Genomic DNA, 14,600 nt, shown 5'->3' on the forward strand with positions numbered 1-14,600 from the left:
TTGGCGCTAACGCAGGCAATCTAGCGCTCCTCAGCGATCAACCCCAGCGTCTTTCTATTTTGCCTGATCATCCGCCGTTAGATCACTAACCTGACCTTGTTCGTCGACCACTTTCGTCAACGTTTGTTCTGCTTGCGTTAGCGTTTGTTCCAAGGAACGGGACAAAGCGATCCCGGTTTGAAATTTCGCCAGCGCCGTTTCGAGCGGCACGTTACCCTGCTCCAATTCGTTGACGATCTGACTTAATTCATCTAATTGCGCTTCAAAACTCTTTTTCTGCGGCTCACTCATTGTTTGCTTGCTCCTTTTGTAAAACCTTGGCCTTGACTTGACCATCCTTTAAATGAAGTGCGAAAACTTGGTCGGCAGCAAAGTCTTGCACACTAGTCAGCGCGTGGCCTTGGTCATCCAGCGCGTAACCATAGCCCCGGTCCACCGTGCGCAAGGGACTTAATTGATCCAACGCCTGCATTTGTTGACCCACTTGTTGCCGTTTTTGTTGCAAAATCGTCGCCATGCTCCGTTGCAACCGCTGGGTCAAGTTGGCGACTTGCAGCTGATCAGTCACCACTCGTTGCTGGGGATTGACCTGAAGCAGGCGCCGTTGCCACAACTGCCACTCCTGTTTTTGACCCTGGAGATAATTCTGGCTGGCCTGATCAAACCGCTGGCGCAACAGATCCAACTGCTGGACGTAGCCTTGGTACAAGCGCTCAGGATGCTGAAAGAGAAAACTCTGTTCTTGCCGTTGTAATTGTTGGCGCCAAAGCTGGAGTTGGCGCTGGAAACTCCGCAACAAACGCGTCCGACTATCCAAAATACCCGCCAACACTTCACTGAGTTGCGGCGTGGCCAGTTCTGCCGCAGCCGTTGGGGTCGCGGCCCGTTGATCAGCCACCAGATCAGCGATGGTCGTATCCGTCTCGTGGCCCACCGATGAAATGATCGGAATTGGACTGGTGACCATGGTTCGCGCCACGATTTCTTCGTTGAACGGCCAAAGATCCTCGATCGAGCCGCCACCACGACCAATAATAATGACATCAAAATCCGCGTAGCTGTAGACCTGACGCAACCGTTGCACCAGTGAATCCGCGGCCTGATTGCCTTGAACGACCGCGGGGAACAGCACGATCTGGGCCAACGGATCACGCCGCGCGACCGTGGTCATGATATCATGGATCACCGCGCCCGAACGGCTGGTGATCACCGCAATCCGTTTAGGGAAACGAGGCAGCTCCCGTTTAGGCCGACTGAATAGGCCCTCTTGAGCCAATTTGGCCTTCAATTGTTCATAAGCCAAATACAACGCGCCGACACCATCTGGCTCCATGCGATCGATCGTGATCTGATATTGGCCACTCTGCCCGTACAACGTGACCTGGCCCACCACATTGACCTTCATGCCCGTTTCCGGTTGGAACTTGACCCGTTGAAAGGCGCTGGCAAACATGACCACATTGATCTTGGCATGGTCATCTTTCAGAGAAAAATATTGGTGTCCAGGTCGCGGCCGAAAATTAGAAATCTCCCCCGTCAAATAAACCCGTTGTAAATAGGGATCATAATCAAACTTCCGCTTCAAATAAGTGGTCAGTTGGGTCACGGAAAGATAATTCGATTCAACCACGTTGCTGCCTTCTCTCCGCCAAATCAACCGTCTGACTTAACAACGCAGCGATCGTCATTGGCCCGACGCCGCCAGGGACAGGCGTTAAATAGCCAGCCTTGTCAGCCACCGCCGCGGCCACATCACCCACTAAATGACCAGCGACGCGGTTGGTCCCCACATCGATCACCACGGCACCAGGTTTGACGAAAGCGGGAGTCACGAAATTCGCCTGACCCACCGCCGCGATCAAAATATCCGCTTGTTGGGCCAATTTTTCAACAGCTTGGGTGTGAGAATGAGCGACAGTGACGGTAGCATCCGCCGCCAAAAGCAAGGCCGCGACGGGACGACCGACAATCAAGCTGCGTCCAAGCACCACCGCGTTCTTACCAGCCACAGGTAGTTGATAGGCTTCAAGCAACGCCATGATTCCGGCTGCCGTCGCGGGAACCAAGTCCGGATGACCCGACCACAATTGGCCCAGATTGAAGGGATGAAACCCATCCACATCTTTGGCCGGCGCCACCGCCAATAAAACCGCGGTTTCGTCCAGTTGGGCCGGTAGCGGTAATTGAACCAAAATCCCATCAACGTGCGGATCATGGTTCAGCCGGTCCACCAATGCCAGCACCGCCGCCTGGGTCGTATCTTCAGGCAACCGCTCCACGATCGACGTGATGCCCACCTGCTCAGCTTGGCGTGCCTTATTGCGAACATAGATTTCGCTGGCCGGATCATGCCCTACCAAAACCACCGCTAACCCCGGCGTGATCGCCGCCTGGCGCAATTGGTCTACCCGCGCTTTTGTCGCCGCGCGCCAAGTCCGGGCCGTGGTTTTTCCATCTAATAAAGTCGCTGTCATCCAAAGTCCCCCAATTTAAGCTTATTTCAACTTAAGCGCATTTCAAAAAATAAAACTGCCCCGCAAAGCCAGCCCACCTCAAAAAAGGTGCGGCTTTCTTTGTAGCGACAGTTCAGTGTGAAACGCCTTTATTTCTTGACTTGATCGGTGGTGGCTGAGACAAAACTAGCCAACACCCCATTGACGAATTTAGCTGAGCTCTCATCACTGAAAGTTTTAGCCAACTCAATTGCCTCATTGATTGCCACCGCGTCTGGCACTTCGGCTTCATGTTGCAATTCATACAAACCTAAGCGCAGAATCAAGAGATCCGTTTTGGATAACCGCGGTAATGACCAGCCACGCTTCAGTTTAGGCGCCAAGGCCGCGTCCAACTCAGTCGCGTGGGTCAACACGCCGGTAGTCAGTTGTTCCAAATAAGCCTGATTAGGATCACTCAAATCCAAAATCACGGGTGTCTCCTCAACCGCGTCTTGGCGTTGATCACGGTCGTTGGTCAGAACTTCTTGTAAAGCCTGATCAACCGATAGATCAGGATTACCGGCAATCATAAAGAGCGCTTGAAAAGCGAACGCTCGCGCTTGATGACGATTTAACATTTTTTACTCACCTGCAGGCTGATCCGGCGCCGGCGATGGGGTCGCCCCATCATTTACAGCTTCTGCTGACTCCGCGTCATTTTCTTCCGCTTCATCGGCCGCGTCCGCAAAAAAGGTCTTCGGATCAACTTTCGCTTCCTTTTCAGGAACAATGCCTTCTACATGAACATTGACTTCCGCTAACTTCAAATCGGTCATGTAATATAATTGTTCTTTCAGAGTTTGTTGCATCTCCAAGGCCACTTTGGGCACCGAGACACCATAATTTAAATAAACATAAACATCCGCGCTCAACCGCTCGCCATCAACTGCTAATTCAACACCGCGGCCATGATCCTGCCGACCCAGCAAATAATTGATGCTGCTGGCTAAGTTGCCCCGCATTTCGTAAACGCCGTCGATTTGTTTCGCGGCAATTCCGAGAATGATCTCAATCACTTGCGGCGCGATCTGAATCGCACCTCGATGTCCTTCACGTTCCGCTAAAACAATATTTTGTTCTTCTGCCATGAGCTTGTTACCTCCTAGCTATTCGCTCTTGAGATATAACTGCCATCTGAAGTATTGATACTTAATACATCACCAGCATTGATGAAAAATGGTACATTGACCACCAGCCCAGTTTCCATGGTCGCTGGCTTGGTTCCACCGGAAGACGTATCGCCGCGAATGCCTGGCTCCGTTTCCGCCACCGTCAAATCAACCGTGTTCGGCAAGTCAACGCCTAGCGTTTCAGCGCCGTACATCATCACGCCCACAACCATGTTTTCCTTCAGGAACTTCAACTCGTCTTGAATTTCCGCGCCAGGCAATTCAAGTTGTTCATAAGTTGAGGTATCCATGAAGACATAGTTGTCACCATCGGCATAAAGATACTGCATTTGTTTGCTGTCGATCTGCGCCCGTTCAACTTTTTCGGTTGCCCGGAAGGTCTTCTCTTGGACGGCGCCGTTACGCAGATTCTTCAACTTCGTCCGGACAAAAGCGCCACCCTTGCCAGGCTTAACGTGCTGAAATTCAACGACGCGCCATAAGCCACCATCAACTTTAATGGTCAGGCCGTTTTTCAATTCGTTTACTGAAATCATATTTATGCCTCACTTATTTATTCAATACTCTTACTATATCAATCAAACCTACTATAATGCAACAAAAAACGTAGGTTTGCGCTTGGTTTTGTGTCGCCCGCCGCAGCTTGCGCGCCGTGGCGAAAGCTGCGGTAGAAAAAAGTAGATTGGCCGCAGCTTGCGCTGCGCGTGGCGTTGGTGGTGGGCAAGTGTAGTGGGGCTCCAGGTCGGGCTGGGGGTGGTGGAACGCGGCGGGCACGATTTTGAGCTTTTCGGAAACCCACCGAAAATCTCAAAACTCGGCCTTATTCTAGGCGGCAAAGCCGCCAAGAATAATATCGCGGCTGACTCACCCCCAGCCCGACCTTCCGCCAACTAGTAAACGAACCACCAACGCTCCGCTCCAGCCGCTCAACGTTTTAAAAGTCATTTGAGCGCACTCGCCATTTGGCAAGCTATCGCCAATTAATGTGGAATCACGCAAATGACGACCGTGGTTAGTGGTTACCAGTTTTAAATTGGTGACACCAGCACAATCTGCTTGATGAACTGAGGCAAGTTCTAGATGAATCGGCTGAATTGGTTGACTTCCCCCAAGGATTGTCGAGGGAACAGGTAAAGATTTCTGGCCTACGCAAACTGTACCAACCAGCTATAATCCACGTCAGCTGATGTCGCCGTACCACCAAAAAAGGGGCGATTGTTTTGCCCTCTTGCCCGCAAAAGCACTTCGTCAGGTACCCAGCTTCAATTGCAGATAGGCTCAATTCTGCCTAGCAACCGGCTGGGACTGCGCGGCTCAGTGGTGAAATTGTCCTTGGCGGCTTTGCCGCTTAGGACAAGGCTCGATTTGAAGACAATTCCCGCTTTTGGAATTGGCTTCAAACGATGCCCACCACGTTCCAGTCCGCATCAGCAGTCCCAGCCGGTTGCGCTCACGCGCAACACCCACCAGCCCTGCAATCAAGCATAAATCCATAAACAAAACCAGTCATTCCAATCAATTCGAGAACGATAACCACTTGCCCGATTCATCAAAATTATAACACAATCAGTGCTTCCTTAGGCGCTTTTGTCAGAACCTCACAACCATTTGCTGTTACTAAAAGATCATCTTCGATGCGGACGCCGCCGAAGTCTTCAATATAAATGCCGGGTTCATCGGTCACGACATTGCCAGCAACCAAAGGCTGTTTCTGATAGATGCCCCAAGCGCCCGGACCTTCGTGAATATCCAACCCGATACCATGACCGGTCCCGTGACCAAAGTTGGGGCCGTAGCCAGCGGTAGCAATCATGCCGTGGGCCAGATCATTGATTTCACCGCCGGTCACGCCGGGTTTAGTCGCCGCGATCACGGCCTGATTCGCCTGCAACACCAGGTCATAGATTTCATAGGCTTTAGCTGTCGGTTCACCCACCGCGACCGTCCGCGTAATATCGGAAGTATACCCTTGGAAGTAGCAGCCAAAGTCAAACGTCACCAACTCATGCTGTTCAATTTTCTTCGTGGAAGCAACACCGTGAGGCCAGGCGGAACGGAACCCGGAGGCCACGATCGTCGCAAATGATGAACCGCTGGCGCCGTGTTGCCGCATGAAGTATTCCATTTCCGTCGCCACTTGTAATTCGGTCATGCCCGCTTCAACATAGCCTAGTAAATAATCAAAACAATCATCGGTGATTTGAATCGCCTGACGCAACAGTGCGATTTCCGCGGCGTCCTTGACTTCGCGAATTTGTTCAATCAACCCACTAGTTGGGACTAATTCACTGTGACTGAACAATTGCGTCAAGCGTTGGAACGTGGCCACATTGAGATCATCGGCCTCGATTCCCACGGTGGTCAACGCCCCACGATCCGCCAAAGCCGCGGCTTCTTGATAAAGCCCATGCTGATGACAAACAATCGTGAAATCCTTGACCTGAACCGCTGCCTGAGCCGTATACCGTGAATCGGTGATGAACCAGCTATCATCGGCGCTGATCAACAACGCGCTCTCGTCACCGGTAAAGCCGCTTAAATAAGTGACATTTTTCGGCGCCGTCACCAAAAGCGCTGGTAATTCCTGAGCCGCCATTTTTTGTTGTAATTTTTCTAAACGAGTCATACTTTCCACCTCAGTCTTCATTGTTGCGTCACTGTACTTCGTGATTATCGCCTATCAAAAAAAGCCCGGGGATCCCCCGAGCTCTCACATTCATTCTTATTCGTTAACTGCAACTGGGTAAACAGAAACTTGCTTGCGATCTTTGCCTAAACGTTCGAATTTAACGACGCCATCAGCTAAAGCAAACAAAGTATCGTCACCGCCGCGGCCAACGTTGGTCCCAGGATGAATCTTAGTCCCACGTTGACGATAAAGAATTGAACCAGCAGTAACAGTTTGGCCATCAGCCCGTTTTGAGCCTAAACGACGACCAGCAGAGTTACGACCGTTTGTACTGGAACCGCCACCTTTATGGTGAGCGAGAAATTGTAAATTATGCATTTCCATTACGATGCACCTCCGTCTGTTGATTATGCGTTGATTGTGTCAATGACAACCTTGGTATATGGTTGACGATGACCTTTTTTCTGATGTGAGTGTTTCTTAGGCTTATACTTATAAGTAACGACCTTTTTCTCACGGCCTTGCTTTTCTACTGTGCCAACAACGCTAGCGCCATCAAGAACGGGAGCCCCGATCTTAGTTTCGCCTTCGCCACCAACAAGCAAAACGTCAGAGAAAGTTACTTGCTCGCCTGCTTCAACGTCGAGTTTCTCAACGTAAACGGCTTGGCCAGCTTCGACCTTATATTGTTTGCCACCTGTTTGAATAATTGCGTACATCATGTGCACCTCCTATTATCTTAGACTCGCCAAAAGAGGTAGTCTGAACTTTTAAACCTCTGATTGTGCGGTTGCAGCTGTGGTGTCACAATTACAACTCATACATCTTACCAAAAAAAGCCTGCTGTTGCAAGCAATCCTCAGAAAGAATTATCATCTTTTTGGCCGTGAAAATGGGATACCCAGAAAGTGACACGATGCAACACGATGGCAAAAGTAGATTGTCCGCGGCTTGCGCTGCGAAATTCGGGGTGAGCTCGCTGTGGGCGCTGTTTTGAGCCAATCCGCAAAGTACGCGGCTTGTCTCAAAATCAGGCCTTGTCCTAAGCGGCAAAGCCGCCAAGGACAATTTCACGGCGATCTCACCCCGAATTTCTCCGCTCCAGCCGCTCAACGTTTTAACAGTCGTTTGAGCACTCACGCCGGCTGGCAAGCTGTTGCCAATTGATGAGGAGCCCCACAATTGACGGCCGTGGTTGGTGGTCACCAGTTTTACATTGGTGACACCAATGCAGTCAGTCTGATGAACTCGGGCAGAATTTTGGTGAATCAACTGCACCGGCTGGTTTCTACCCATGGATGGATTGTTAAGGAAACAAGAAACGATGTTCTGCTTACGCAAAATGTCCCGACCTCCTAATCCAAATCACTTGGCATTGCCGTACCACCTCAAAGGAGGGCAATTGTTTTGACCTCTATCTAGCAAACGCACTTCTTCTAACCCTTCACCTTCGCTTGCAGATCGGCTCAATTCTGCCTAGCAACCGGCTGGGACTGCGCGGCTCTATTCAGAATAAGGGCCGACCTGGGTCTGTGAGCACGTTTCCAGCCCGCAACAGCAGTCCCAGCCGGTTGCGCTCACGCACAATATCCTGCCCGCAACAATTACGTGAAAGAATAAAAACAGAACGCTGCAAATCAATCGCAATCGATGCCGACCGCGATAATTTTCGGAAAATAAAAAGCCTATCGAATCAAGGCTTTCAGTGGGGTATAATAAACTTGTAACAGCTAGCGTGGTTCAAATGACGCAGGAGAGGTTCGAACTCTCGACCTACGGTTTAGAAGACCGTTGCTCTATCCAGCTGAGCTACTGCGCCATCAAATTCAACAAATGGCGGTCCTAATCGCGCGCATTGCTGAAACAAACGCGATTAGTTCGTCACGACCTCAGTCATTATAGTCAAAAAGTTAAGAAGTTGTCAATCGTTCAAGGAGGAAATCATGAAGTTTAATCAATTCGCTATGACATTACCCGCTCAAGATCAACAGATTCTGGAGTTACAGAAAATCAAAATCTACCCTACCGATTTGGCCCAGTATTCCTTGGCTCAGCTGGTCGCTCACGTTTACCGACACTTTTTCCCGGATTATCGCTCGCCGGAAGCCCTGACTGATCGTTATCAACGGCTATTGATTGATCCAGAAACGGATCTGGAAACTTATTTGACGCAAATCGACCAAAGCGTGGACCAGCAAGCATTTTATAATGTTGGCTTGCAACTGTTGGGTTTCCTGACTCCGCGGGATTTCCGTTTAAATGACCCACTGACCGCGATGACGAGCCTCGGTTTGCCATTTGTAGCGGCGTCCGAATTAGATTTTGCCGGTTTTACCACCGCTGTTTATCAGCTACTGGTGACCCGCAGTCAAAATGGTTTGCTGATGATCGATAATCTGGCTAATCGTGGCTATTATCAAGTTAATTTCAGCCTCAGTGAGCGGCAACGTCACTTGATTTTCAACGGCAAAGTGCAGGCAACCTTTGACGCTACCGAGTTGATTCGCGAAATTGTTTATGTCGAATCCGACCAAGATACTGATCACGATGGTCAGCGCGACTTGCTCCAAGCGACGATCATTCGGCCCAAAATCAAGGATTCCTTTACCAAGTTGCCTGCGCTTTACACCGCTAATCCTTATTTTCTGGGAACCAATGGCGCGCCGATGAATCCGGTGGACCAGCCACTGACAGTTAAAGCCAGCGGAGACGCGCGGGATAATCCTGATCAATTCGACCACTTTGATCACTTCGCTCCTGATCCCGTCACCGGGCAGAAAGATGATCCTTTTGCGCAAGCGGAAACTACGATCAGTTCAGCTGGTGATGGTACGGTGATTCTTAGCGACTTCTTCTTGGCTCGTGGTTTCGCCTCAGTCTATGCCGCGGGGATCGGGACTCGCGGTTCTGATGGGATCCGCACTTGCGGGTCACCAGAGGAAACCTTATCGACAATCGCGATCATTGAATGGTTACATGGCGATCGCCGCGCCTTCACCGATCGCAGCAAGCAACAAGAAATCGCCGCCACTTGGTGCAATGGTCAAGTGGCAATGACCGGCAAGTCTTACTTGGGCACTCTGGCAATCGCCGCCGCCACCACCGGTGTGGCTGGTCTGGCCACCGTGATTTCCGAGGCAGCGATTTCCAGCTGGTATGATTATTATCGCGAGCACGGGCTGGTGATCGCGCCAGAAACTTTCCAAGGCGAAGACGCCGATGTCCTCACCGACGAATGCTTCAGCCGAATGAAAGATGCCGGTGATTATCGTCGCGTCAAACCCTTCTATCAGCAAAAATTGGCGGAAATGAAGCAAGATCAAGATCGTCAAACCGGTAGTTATAATCACTTCTGGGATTTGCGCAATTACCGCAACCAAATCGCCCAAGTCAAATGTCCCATTGTCAGTGTCCATGGCTTGAATGACTGGAATGTTAAGCCGAAAAATGTCTTCAAACTCAATCAGGATCTGCACGCTTTAGGGAAAACACATAAGGTTATTTTGCATCAAGGGCCGCACATTTACTTGAATAATTTCCCTAGTCTTGATTTCTACGATCTAATCAATCTTTGGCTCACCAATAAATTGCTGAATGTGGCCAACGATGCCGATCAACTTTTCCCTGATTATTTGATCCAGAGCAACCGACAGGCCGATCGCTGGGAACAACCGACAACCTGGACGGCGGCGACCACTCAGCGTTTCCAACTGAGCCAGGACTTTACCGGCGCGACTTCGCCAGCGTCATTTCGGGATGATGGTACTCAAGCGTTCCACGCCAGCGGTTTAAGCGGGTTGGGCTGGGAACAGGCCTTCATGAATCAAGATCCGCGTTTTGCCGCGAACCAGATTGTTTTGAAGAGCGCGAAATTGCAACAAGAGATGTTGCTGACTGGTCGGCCTGAACTACACTTGCGGGTCAAAAGTAGCGCCAATCACGGACTGATCAGCGCCATGCTGGTTGATTTCGGACGCAGTCACCGCTTAACGCCGCGGCCACAGATCGTCGCGTTTGAAGCGCGCCAACTTGGCTATCAAGGCGCGCTAGAATCAACGATGGAATTTGGCCCTGATGGGGTAACGACCGCGAAACTGATTGCCAAAAGTCATATCAATTTACAAAATCGTCACAGTAGCGCCATCAATGAACCATTGACCCGCGATGAATATGTTGACGTCAACCTGGCATTGCAACCAACGTACTATCACTTGCCAGCAGGTCATCAACTGGGCCTGATCATTTATGCCACGGATATGGGGATGACCCTCCGCGGCCAAAACGACCTGCTTTATACCCTAGATCTAACGCAATCCAGCTTGACCTTAGCGACCCCTTCAGCCAAACCAGCGCACGTTTAGCGACAATGCCAACGACCGGTTCAATGGACCTGGTCACTCAGTCAATTGAACCAGCCGCCAAAAACGCAAATGAAGGACGGATCCGGCGGCGCAAACACTGCGCCGTTCACATGAACTTGACTTTTTGCCCTCATCAGGCAAGCGCCCCAGCCTGATGAGGGTTTTTAGTCCGCAAAACAGTGTGAGCCAACCCGGGTTGCTTCCGAGCACGTTTCTATCTTGTCCGCAGCTTGCGCTGCGAGAATCGGGGTGAGCTCGCTGTGGGCGTCACTTTGAGCTTCGCGAAACCCACGCGAATCTCAAAGCTGAGCCTTGGTCTAAGTGGCAAAGCCACCAAAAACACGTTCCACACAACTGCTTTCTGCGCCGATACGCGATTTCACTGGATTGACTGCATCAATCCAGCAAAATCGCTAGTCGTGCTCAAAAGCAACCCGTTGTGTTCCACGCTCTCATTTAATTTCACGGCGATCTCACCCCGATTCTCTCCACTCCAGCCGCTCATGGTATCTTATTCATTGAAGCACTCACGCCGACTAGCAAGCTATGTCCAATTGATTTGCCGCCACGCAATTGACGACCGTGGTTAGTGGTCATCAATTCGATATTGGTGACCCCGGGAAAGCTTAGCTGAGCTGCTAAATTCGGTTCTTACTGAATCAACTTTATTGCTTGGCTTGGCGTGCCGCGTCATCAAAAAACGGATAGTTATTTGACGCCACCTTGCAAATACACTTGTTAAATTCTTCAATGTGATTGCCTATTAGCTCAATTCTGCTGAACAATCGGCAAGAAGCTTAGCGAACACGTTTCAAACCAGATTGTGAGCCAACCCGGGTTGCTTCCGAGCATTAACCTAGCCAGGATTTTGGAGGCTGGGCCTGGCCTCCGAAAGCCTGGCGTAGTTAAGCGCAAGAAGCTGGGGCGGCGAACACGTTTCAAACCAGAGTGTGAGCCGCCCCGGTTAGCGCTTGAGCATTAGCCTAGCCATTGTTTTGGAAGCGGGGCTTGGCTTCCAGAACAATGGCGTAGCTAAGCGGAAAGCGCTGGGGCGGCGAACACGTTTCAAAAAACCGCCCCAACTTATGCAGGGCGGTTTACAAACTTAATTTAGACTGGCATTTAGTAAAGCCGTAAATATTGTTCGCGTTCCCATTCGGAAACGGTTTGACGATAAGCGTTCCATTCGTGCCGCTTAGAGTCCATGAAACTTTGATAGAGATGTGGTCCTAAGGCGTCTTGGATCACCTTATCTTTTTCCAGCGCTTTCAAGGCGTTATGCAAGGTCGACGGCAGATCGGCAATCCCGCTGGCCCGCCGCTCATCTGGTGTCATCCCATAAATATTTCGGTCAATTGGCGGCATTGGTGTTTCTTTTTGTTCGAGACCCGCTAAGCCGGCCGCCAAAATCGAAGCGATGGCCAAATACGGATTGGCAGTGGGATCCACACTGCGTAACTCCAGACGCGTTGAAAGGCCGCGTGCTTGGGGCACTCGAATCAATGGCGAGCGGTTATGACCAGACCAAGCGATATAGACGGGCGCCTCATACCCGGGTACGAGACGCTTATAGGAATTAACCGTGGGATTATTGATCGCGGTCAACGCGCGGGCATGTTCCAGCACGCCAGCCAGGAAGTGATCAGCGATTTCTGAAAGACCATCAGCCGCATCTTCGTCATAAAACGCGTTTTCGCCTTGGTCGTTAGACAAAGACATGTTAATGTGCATCCCCGAACCGGCGATTTTCGGTAACGGCTTAGGCATGAAGGTCGCGTGCAACCCGTATTTACGGGCAATCGTTTTGACAACGAGCTTGAAGGTCTGAATATTGTCCGCCGCTTCCAAAGCGTCCGCGTACTTAAAGTCGATTTCGTGCTGCCCAGGACCCACTTCATGGTGGCTGGCCTCAACTTCAAAGCCCATCTTCTCCAATTCCAAAACGATATCACGGCGACAATTCTCGCCTAGATCGATCGGCGCAAAATCGAAATAGCCGCCATCATCGTTCAGATCTAGAGTCGGTTCCTCATTCTCGTCTAGTTTGAACAGGAAGAATTCAGGTTCCGGACCAATATTGAAGCGTGAATAGCCAGCCGCCTTCATCAATTCGATCACCCGCCGCAAGTTATTCCGCGGATCACCCATGAAAGGCTCGCCAGTAGGTGTATGAATGTCGCAAATCAAGCGAGCCACCTTGCCATGTTCAGACCCCCATGGAAAAATCAAGAAAGTCGAGAGATCTGGGATCAGTAACATGTCACTTTCTTCGATCCGGACGAAACCGTCGATCGATGAACCGTCAAACATGACCTTATTGGCCAGAACTTTATCGATTTGACTGATCGGAACTTCCACGTTTTTGATGATACCGTTGATATCGGTAAACATCAAACGGAGAAATTGAACGTTCTCTTCTGCGGTTATTTTTTTGATTTCAGCAGCGCTATAATTCTTTCTTGCCATGATGCTCCCCTTATCTTTCTGAGCCGATCAACTCATTGAAATAACTAGACCAATTTTGAAATATTTGGTAAATCCAAGCAAATCAACAGGAAAATCCAACCGTTTTTAAAAACATTTTTATCATACCAATGTTTGTTTTATTCTGCAACCAATTACTTTTGACTGGCGTTATTTTTTTCAGGCTGGTGGGGCGACCGCAACCATTGGGCCAAGGCGGTGTCGATTTGCTGCCGAGCGCTTTGGGGCTGTTCCAAGAGATCGAACCAATGTGTCGCAAACTGATGGCGAAAATAGGTCAATTGTCGTTTCGCGTAATGCCGAGAATCCGTTTGGATCGCGGTGATCGTCGCCGCTAAACTAGCCTGTTGCTGAAAATATGGTGGCCATTCCCGGTAGCCGATCCCTTTGGCGGCCTGCGCCTCAGGATCCACTTGCTGAAATAACCACCGTGCCTCATCTTCAAGCCCGGCGGCAATCATTTGTTCCACGCGCTGGTTGATCCGCTGGTAAAGCAGGGGTCGCTGACAGTTCAGACCCAGCACAAAAGCGTCATACGGCGAGGTCAACGGAGGCTGGGCGGAGAATCGTTGCCCAGTCAATTGCCAAACCTCCAGCGCCCGCAAAACGCGTTGCCGGTTTTTCTCGGGAATACTCGCCGCGGCTTCAGGATCCACCTTTGCCAACCGTTGCCACATGGCCATACTGCCTAATGCCTGCCAATCGGCCGCTAACCGCCGGCGAATCTGTTGCTGCCTCTGCGCGTCCACCACCGTACCATCAGCGGCGCCTAGGGTGAAATCCTTCAGTAAACTGGCCAAATACATGCCGGTGCCGCCAACAATGATTGGGAGGTGACCGCGGCCGCTGATCTCCGTGATCAATTGCCCCGCCGCCATTTTAAAATCATAGGCGGAAAAAGAAGCCGTGACATCACGAATATCCAACAAATAATGGGGCACTTGACCCTGTTCTGCCGCAGTGATCTTTGCGGTGCCGATGTTCAAATGACGATAAACTTGCAGCGAATCACCCGAAATGATCTCACCGTTGAACTTTTTCGCTAGGTCCAAACTTAAGGCGGTTTTACCAACGGCAGTCGGACCCACGATCGCCAATACTTTCTCTTTCATGTCACACATCCCCCCCATTCTCAAATATTGAATTGGCCTAAAGTGGGCATTTCAAGCTCGCTCACGGCACAACCAGGAAAATAACCAGCAAAAGAGCCAAAAGACTTGTTCTCTAGCCATAAATAAGTGATAATAGACCTGAATAACAAAGGAGGTCATGTCCAATGACAAAACATTTCGTCAAAGGGTTTCTCTTAGGCAGTTTAACCACCCTGGGCGCTGTCGCCGGCTCGATTTTCGCCTTCAAGAAGACAGTCATCGAACCCCAAGAAGCCTATGATAATAAGATCGAAGAGAACCGTCGCCGCGCGAACCGCAAGAGTCACGCCGCTCATCAAGGTTAAACAAACGGATATAAGAAAAGAGGTTGTTGACATTTTGTCAGCCGC

At 50.5% G+C, this 14,600-nt stretch carries 16 protein-coding genes, 1 tRNA gene and 1 other annotated feature; of the genes, 2 read left to right on the forward strand and 15 right to left on the reverse strand.

From position 1 onward, the window contains the following. Positions 1–54: 54 nt before the first annotated feature. The 13 genes from ACYVSB_RS07345 to ACYVSB_RS07405 form a co-directional block, all read right to left on the reverse strand. Positions 55–291, reverse strand: a complete 237-nt coding sequence (locus ACYVSB_RS07345) for an exodeoxyribonuclease VII small subunit (protein WP_461218951.1) — start codon at positions 289–291, stop codon at positions 55–57. Continuing rightward, entirely contained in the window at positions 284–1,630 is a 1,347-nt protein-coding gene (xseA, locus tag ACYVSB_RS07350; RefSeq protein ID WP_461218952.1) for an exodeoxyribonuclease VII large subunit, read from the reverse strand. The genes ACYVSB_RS07345 and xseA overlap by 8 nt, the downstream gene beginning before the upstream one ends. Continuing rightward, a complete protein-coding gene (locus ACYVSB_RS07355) occupies positions 1,623–2,474 on the reverse strand; it encodes a bifunctional 5,10-methylenetetrahydrofolate dehydrogenase/5,10-methenyltetrahydrofolate cyclohydrolase (protein WP_461218953.1) in 852 nt (283 codons plus the stop codon). Before ACYVSB_RS07355 ends, xseA begins: the two co-directional genes overlap by 8 nt. A gap of 128 nt (positions 2,475–2,602) precedes the next feature. Then, complete coding sequence (gene nusB, locus ACYVSB_RS07360) at positions 2,603–3,073, reverse strand: transcription antitermination factor NusB (protein WP_461218954.1); 471 nt, start codon at positions 3,071–3,073, stop codon at positions 2,603–2,605. A 3-nt stretch (positions 3,074–3,076) separates the two neighbouring features. Beyond that, positions 3,077–3,583, reverse strand: a complete 507-nt coding sequence (locus ACYVSB_RS07365; protein ID WP_461218955.1) for an Asp23/Gls24 family envelope stress response protein — start codon at positions 3,581–3,583, stop codon at positions 3,077–3,079. Positions 3,584–3,597: 14 nt separating this feature from the next. Next, the gene (gene efp, locus ACYVSB_RS07370) at positions 3,598–4,161 is read right to left on the reverse strand and encodes an elongation factor P (RefSeq protein WP_461218956.1); all 564 of its coding nucleotides are present in this window, start codon (positions 4,159–4,161) and stop codon (positions 3,598–3,600) included. Positions 4,162–4,489: 328 nt separating this feature from the next. After that, positions 4,490–4,624: a hypothetical protein gene (locus ACYVSB_RS07375; protein WP_461218957.1), complete on the reverse strand. Its 135-nt coding sequence runs from the start codon at positions 4,622–4,624 to the stop codon at positions 4,490–4,492. Positions 4,625–4,887: 263 nt separating this feature from the next. Continuing rightward, positions 4,888–5,025, reverse strand: a complete 138-nt coding sequence (locus ACYVSB_RS07380; RefSeq protein WP_164511202.1) for a hypothetical protein — start codon at positions 5,023–5,025, stop codon at positions 4,888–4,890. A gap of 155 nt (positions 5,026–5,180) precedes the next feature. Continuing rightward, positions 5,181–6,251 carry a M24 family metallopeptidase gene (locus ACYVSB_RS07385; RefSeq protein WP_461218958.1) on the reverse strand — a complete coding sequence of 357 codons (1,071 nt, stop codon included), beginning with the start codon at positions 6,249–6,251 and terminating at the stop codon, positions 5,181–5,183. A 96-nt stretch (positions 6,252–6,347) separates the two neighbouring features. Beyond that, entirely contained in the window at positions 6,348–6,638 is a 291-nt protein-coding gene (gene rpmA / locus ACYVSB_RS07390; RefSeq protein WP_125601125.1) for a 50S ribosomal protein L27, read from the reverse strand. 23 nt (positions 6,639–6,661) lie between these two features. Then, the gene (rplU, locus tag ACYVSB_RS07395) at positions 6,662–6,973 is read right to left on the reverse strand and encodes a 50S ribosomal protein L21 (RefSeq protein WP_125601122.1); all 312 of its coding nucleotides are present in this window, start codon (positions 6,971–6,973) and stop codon (positions 6,662–6,664) included. A 12-nt stretch (positions 6,974–6,985) separates the two neighbouring features. Next, positions 6,986–7,056: a sequence feature (ribosomal protein L21 leader region), on the reverse strand. A gap of 8 nt (positions 7,057–7,064) precedes the next feature. Continuing rightward, the gene (locus tag ACYVSB_RS07400; RefSeq protein WP_461218959.1) at positions 7,065–7,595 is read right to left on the reverse strand and encodes a hypothetical protein; all 531 of its coding nucleotides are present in this window, start codon (positions 7,593–7,595) and stop codon (positions 7,065–7,067) included. 404 nt (positions 7,596–7,999) lie between these two features. After that, positions 8,000–8,073, reverse strand: a tRNA-Arg gene (locus tag ACYVSB_RS07405). 124 nt (positions 8,074–8,197) lie between these two features. Between ACYVSB_RS07405 and ACYVSB_RS07410 the strand changes: the two genes are divergently transcribed. Further along, on the forward strand, positions 8,198–10,615 hold the full coding sequence (locus ACYVSB_RS07410) for a Xaa-Pro dipeptidyl-peptidase (protein ID WP_461218960.1): 2,418 nt from the start codon (positions 8,198–8,200) through the stop codon (positions 10,613–10,615). Between the two features lie 1,122 nt (positions 10,616–11,737). On the opposite strand, the gene glnA is transcribed toward ACYVSB_RS07410, so the two are convergent. Both glnA and miaA read right to left on the reverse strand, forming a co-directional pair. Next, positions 11,738–13,081, reverse strand: a complete 1,344-nt coding sequence (gene glnA, locus ACYVSB_RS07415; protein ID WP_461218961.1) for a type I glutamate--ammonia ligase — start codon at positions 13,079–13,081, stop codon at positions 11,738–11,740. Between the two features lie 152 nt (positions 13,082–13,233). Next, a complete protein-coding gene (gene miaA, locus ACYVSB_RS07420; RefSeq protein WP_461218962.1) occupies positions 13,234–14,211 on the reverse strand; it encodes a tRNA (adenosine(37)-N6)-dimethylallyltransferase MiaA in 978 nt (325 codons plus the stop codon). Positions 14,212–14,375: 164 nt separating this feature from the next. Here miaA and ACYVSB_RS07425 point away from each other — a divergent pair, with 164 nt between their 5' ends. Next, complete coding sequence (locus ACYVSB_RS07425; RefSeq protein ID WP_125601108.1) at positions 14,376–14,555, forward strand: DUF3042 family protein; 180 nt, start codon at positions 14,376–14,378, stop codon at positions 14,553–14,555. Positions 14,556–14,600 lie beyond the last annotated feature (45 nt).

This window comes from Lapidilactobacillus salsurivasis, assembly GCF_054785215.1.

Coding starts and splice junctions, on each gene's coding strand:
- ACYVSB_RS07345 (WP_461218951.1), bottom strand. CDS start 291: ATGAGTGAGCCGCAGAAAAAGAGTTTTGAAGCGCAATTAGATGAATTA.
- ACYVSB_RS07355 (WP_461218953.1), bottom strand. CDS start 2,474: ATGACAGCGACTTTATTAGATGGAAAAACCACGGCCCGGACTTGGCGC.
- nusB (WP_461218954.1), bottom strand. CDS start 3,073: ATGTTAAATCGTCATCAAGCGCGAGCGTTCGCTTTTCAAGCGCTCTTT.
- ACYVSB_RS07365 (WP_461218955.1), bottom strand. CDS start 3,583: ATGGCAGAAGAACAAAATATTGTTTTAGCGGAACGTGAAGGACATCGA.
- efp (WP_461218956.1), bottom strand. CDS start 4,161: ATGATTTCAGTAAACGAATTGAAAAACGGCCTGACCATTAAAGTTGAT.
- ACYVSB_RS07385 (WP_461218958.1), bottom strand. CDS start 6,251: ATGACTCGTTTAGAAAAATTACAACAAAAAATGGCGGCTCAGGAATTA.
- rpmA (WP_125601125.1), bottom strand. CDS start 6,638: ATGGAAATGCATAATTTACAATTTCTCGCTCACCATAAAGGTGGCGGT.
- rplU (WP_125601122.1), bottom strand. CDS start 6,973: ATGTACGCAATTATTCAAACAGGTGGCAAACAATATAAGGTCGAAGCT.
- ACYVSB_RS07410 (WP_461218960.1), top strand. CDS start 8,198: ATGAAGTTTAATCAATTCGCTATGACATTACCCGCTCAAGATCAACAG.
- glnA (WP_461218961.1), bottom strand. CDS start 13,081: ATGGCAAGAAAGAATTATAGCGCTGCTGAAATCAAAAAAATAACCGCA.
- miaA (WP_461218962.1), bottom strand. CDS start 14,211: ATGAAAGAGAAAGTATTGGCGATCGTGGGTCCGACTGCCGTTGGTAAA.
- ACYVSB_RS07425 (WP_125601108.1), top strand. CDS start 14,376: ATGACAAAACATTTCGTCAAAGGGTTTCTCTTAGGCAGTTTAACCACC.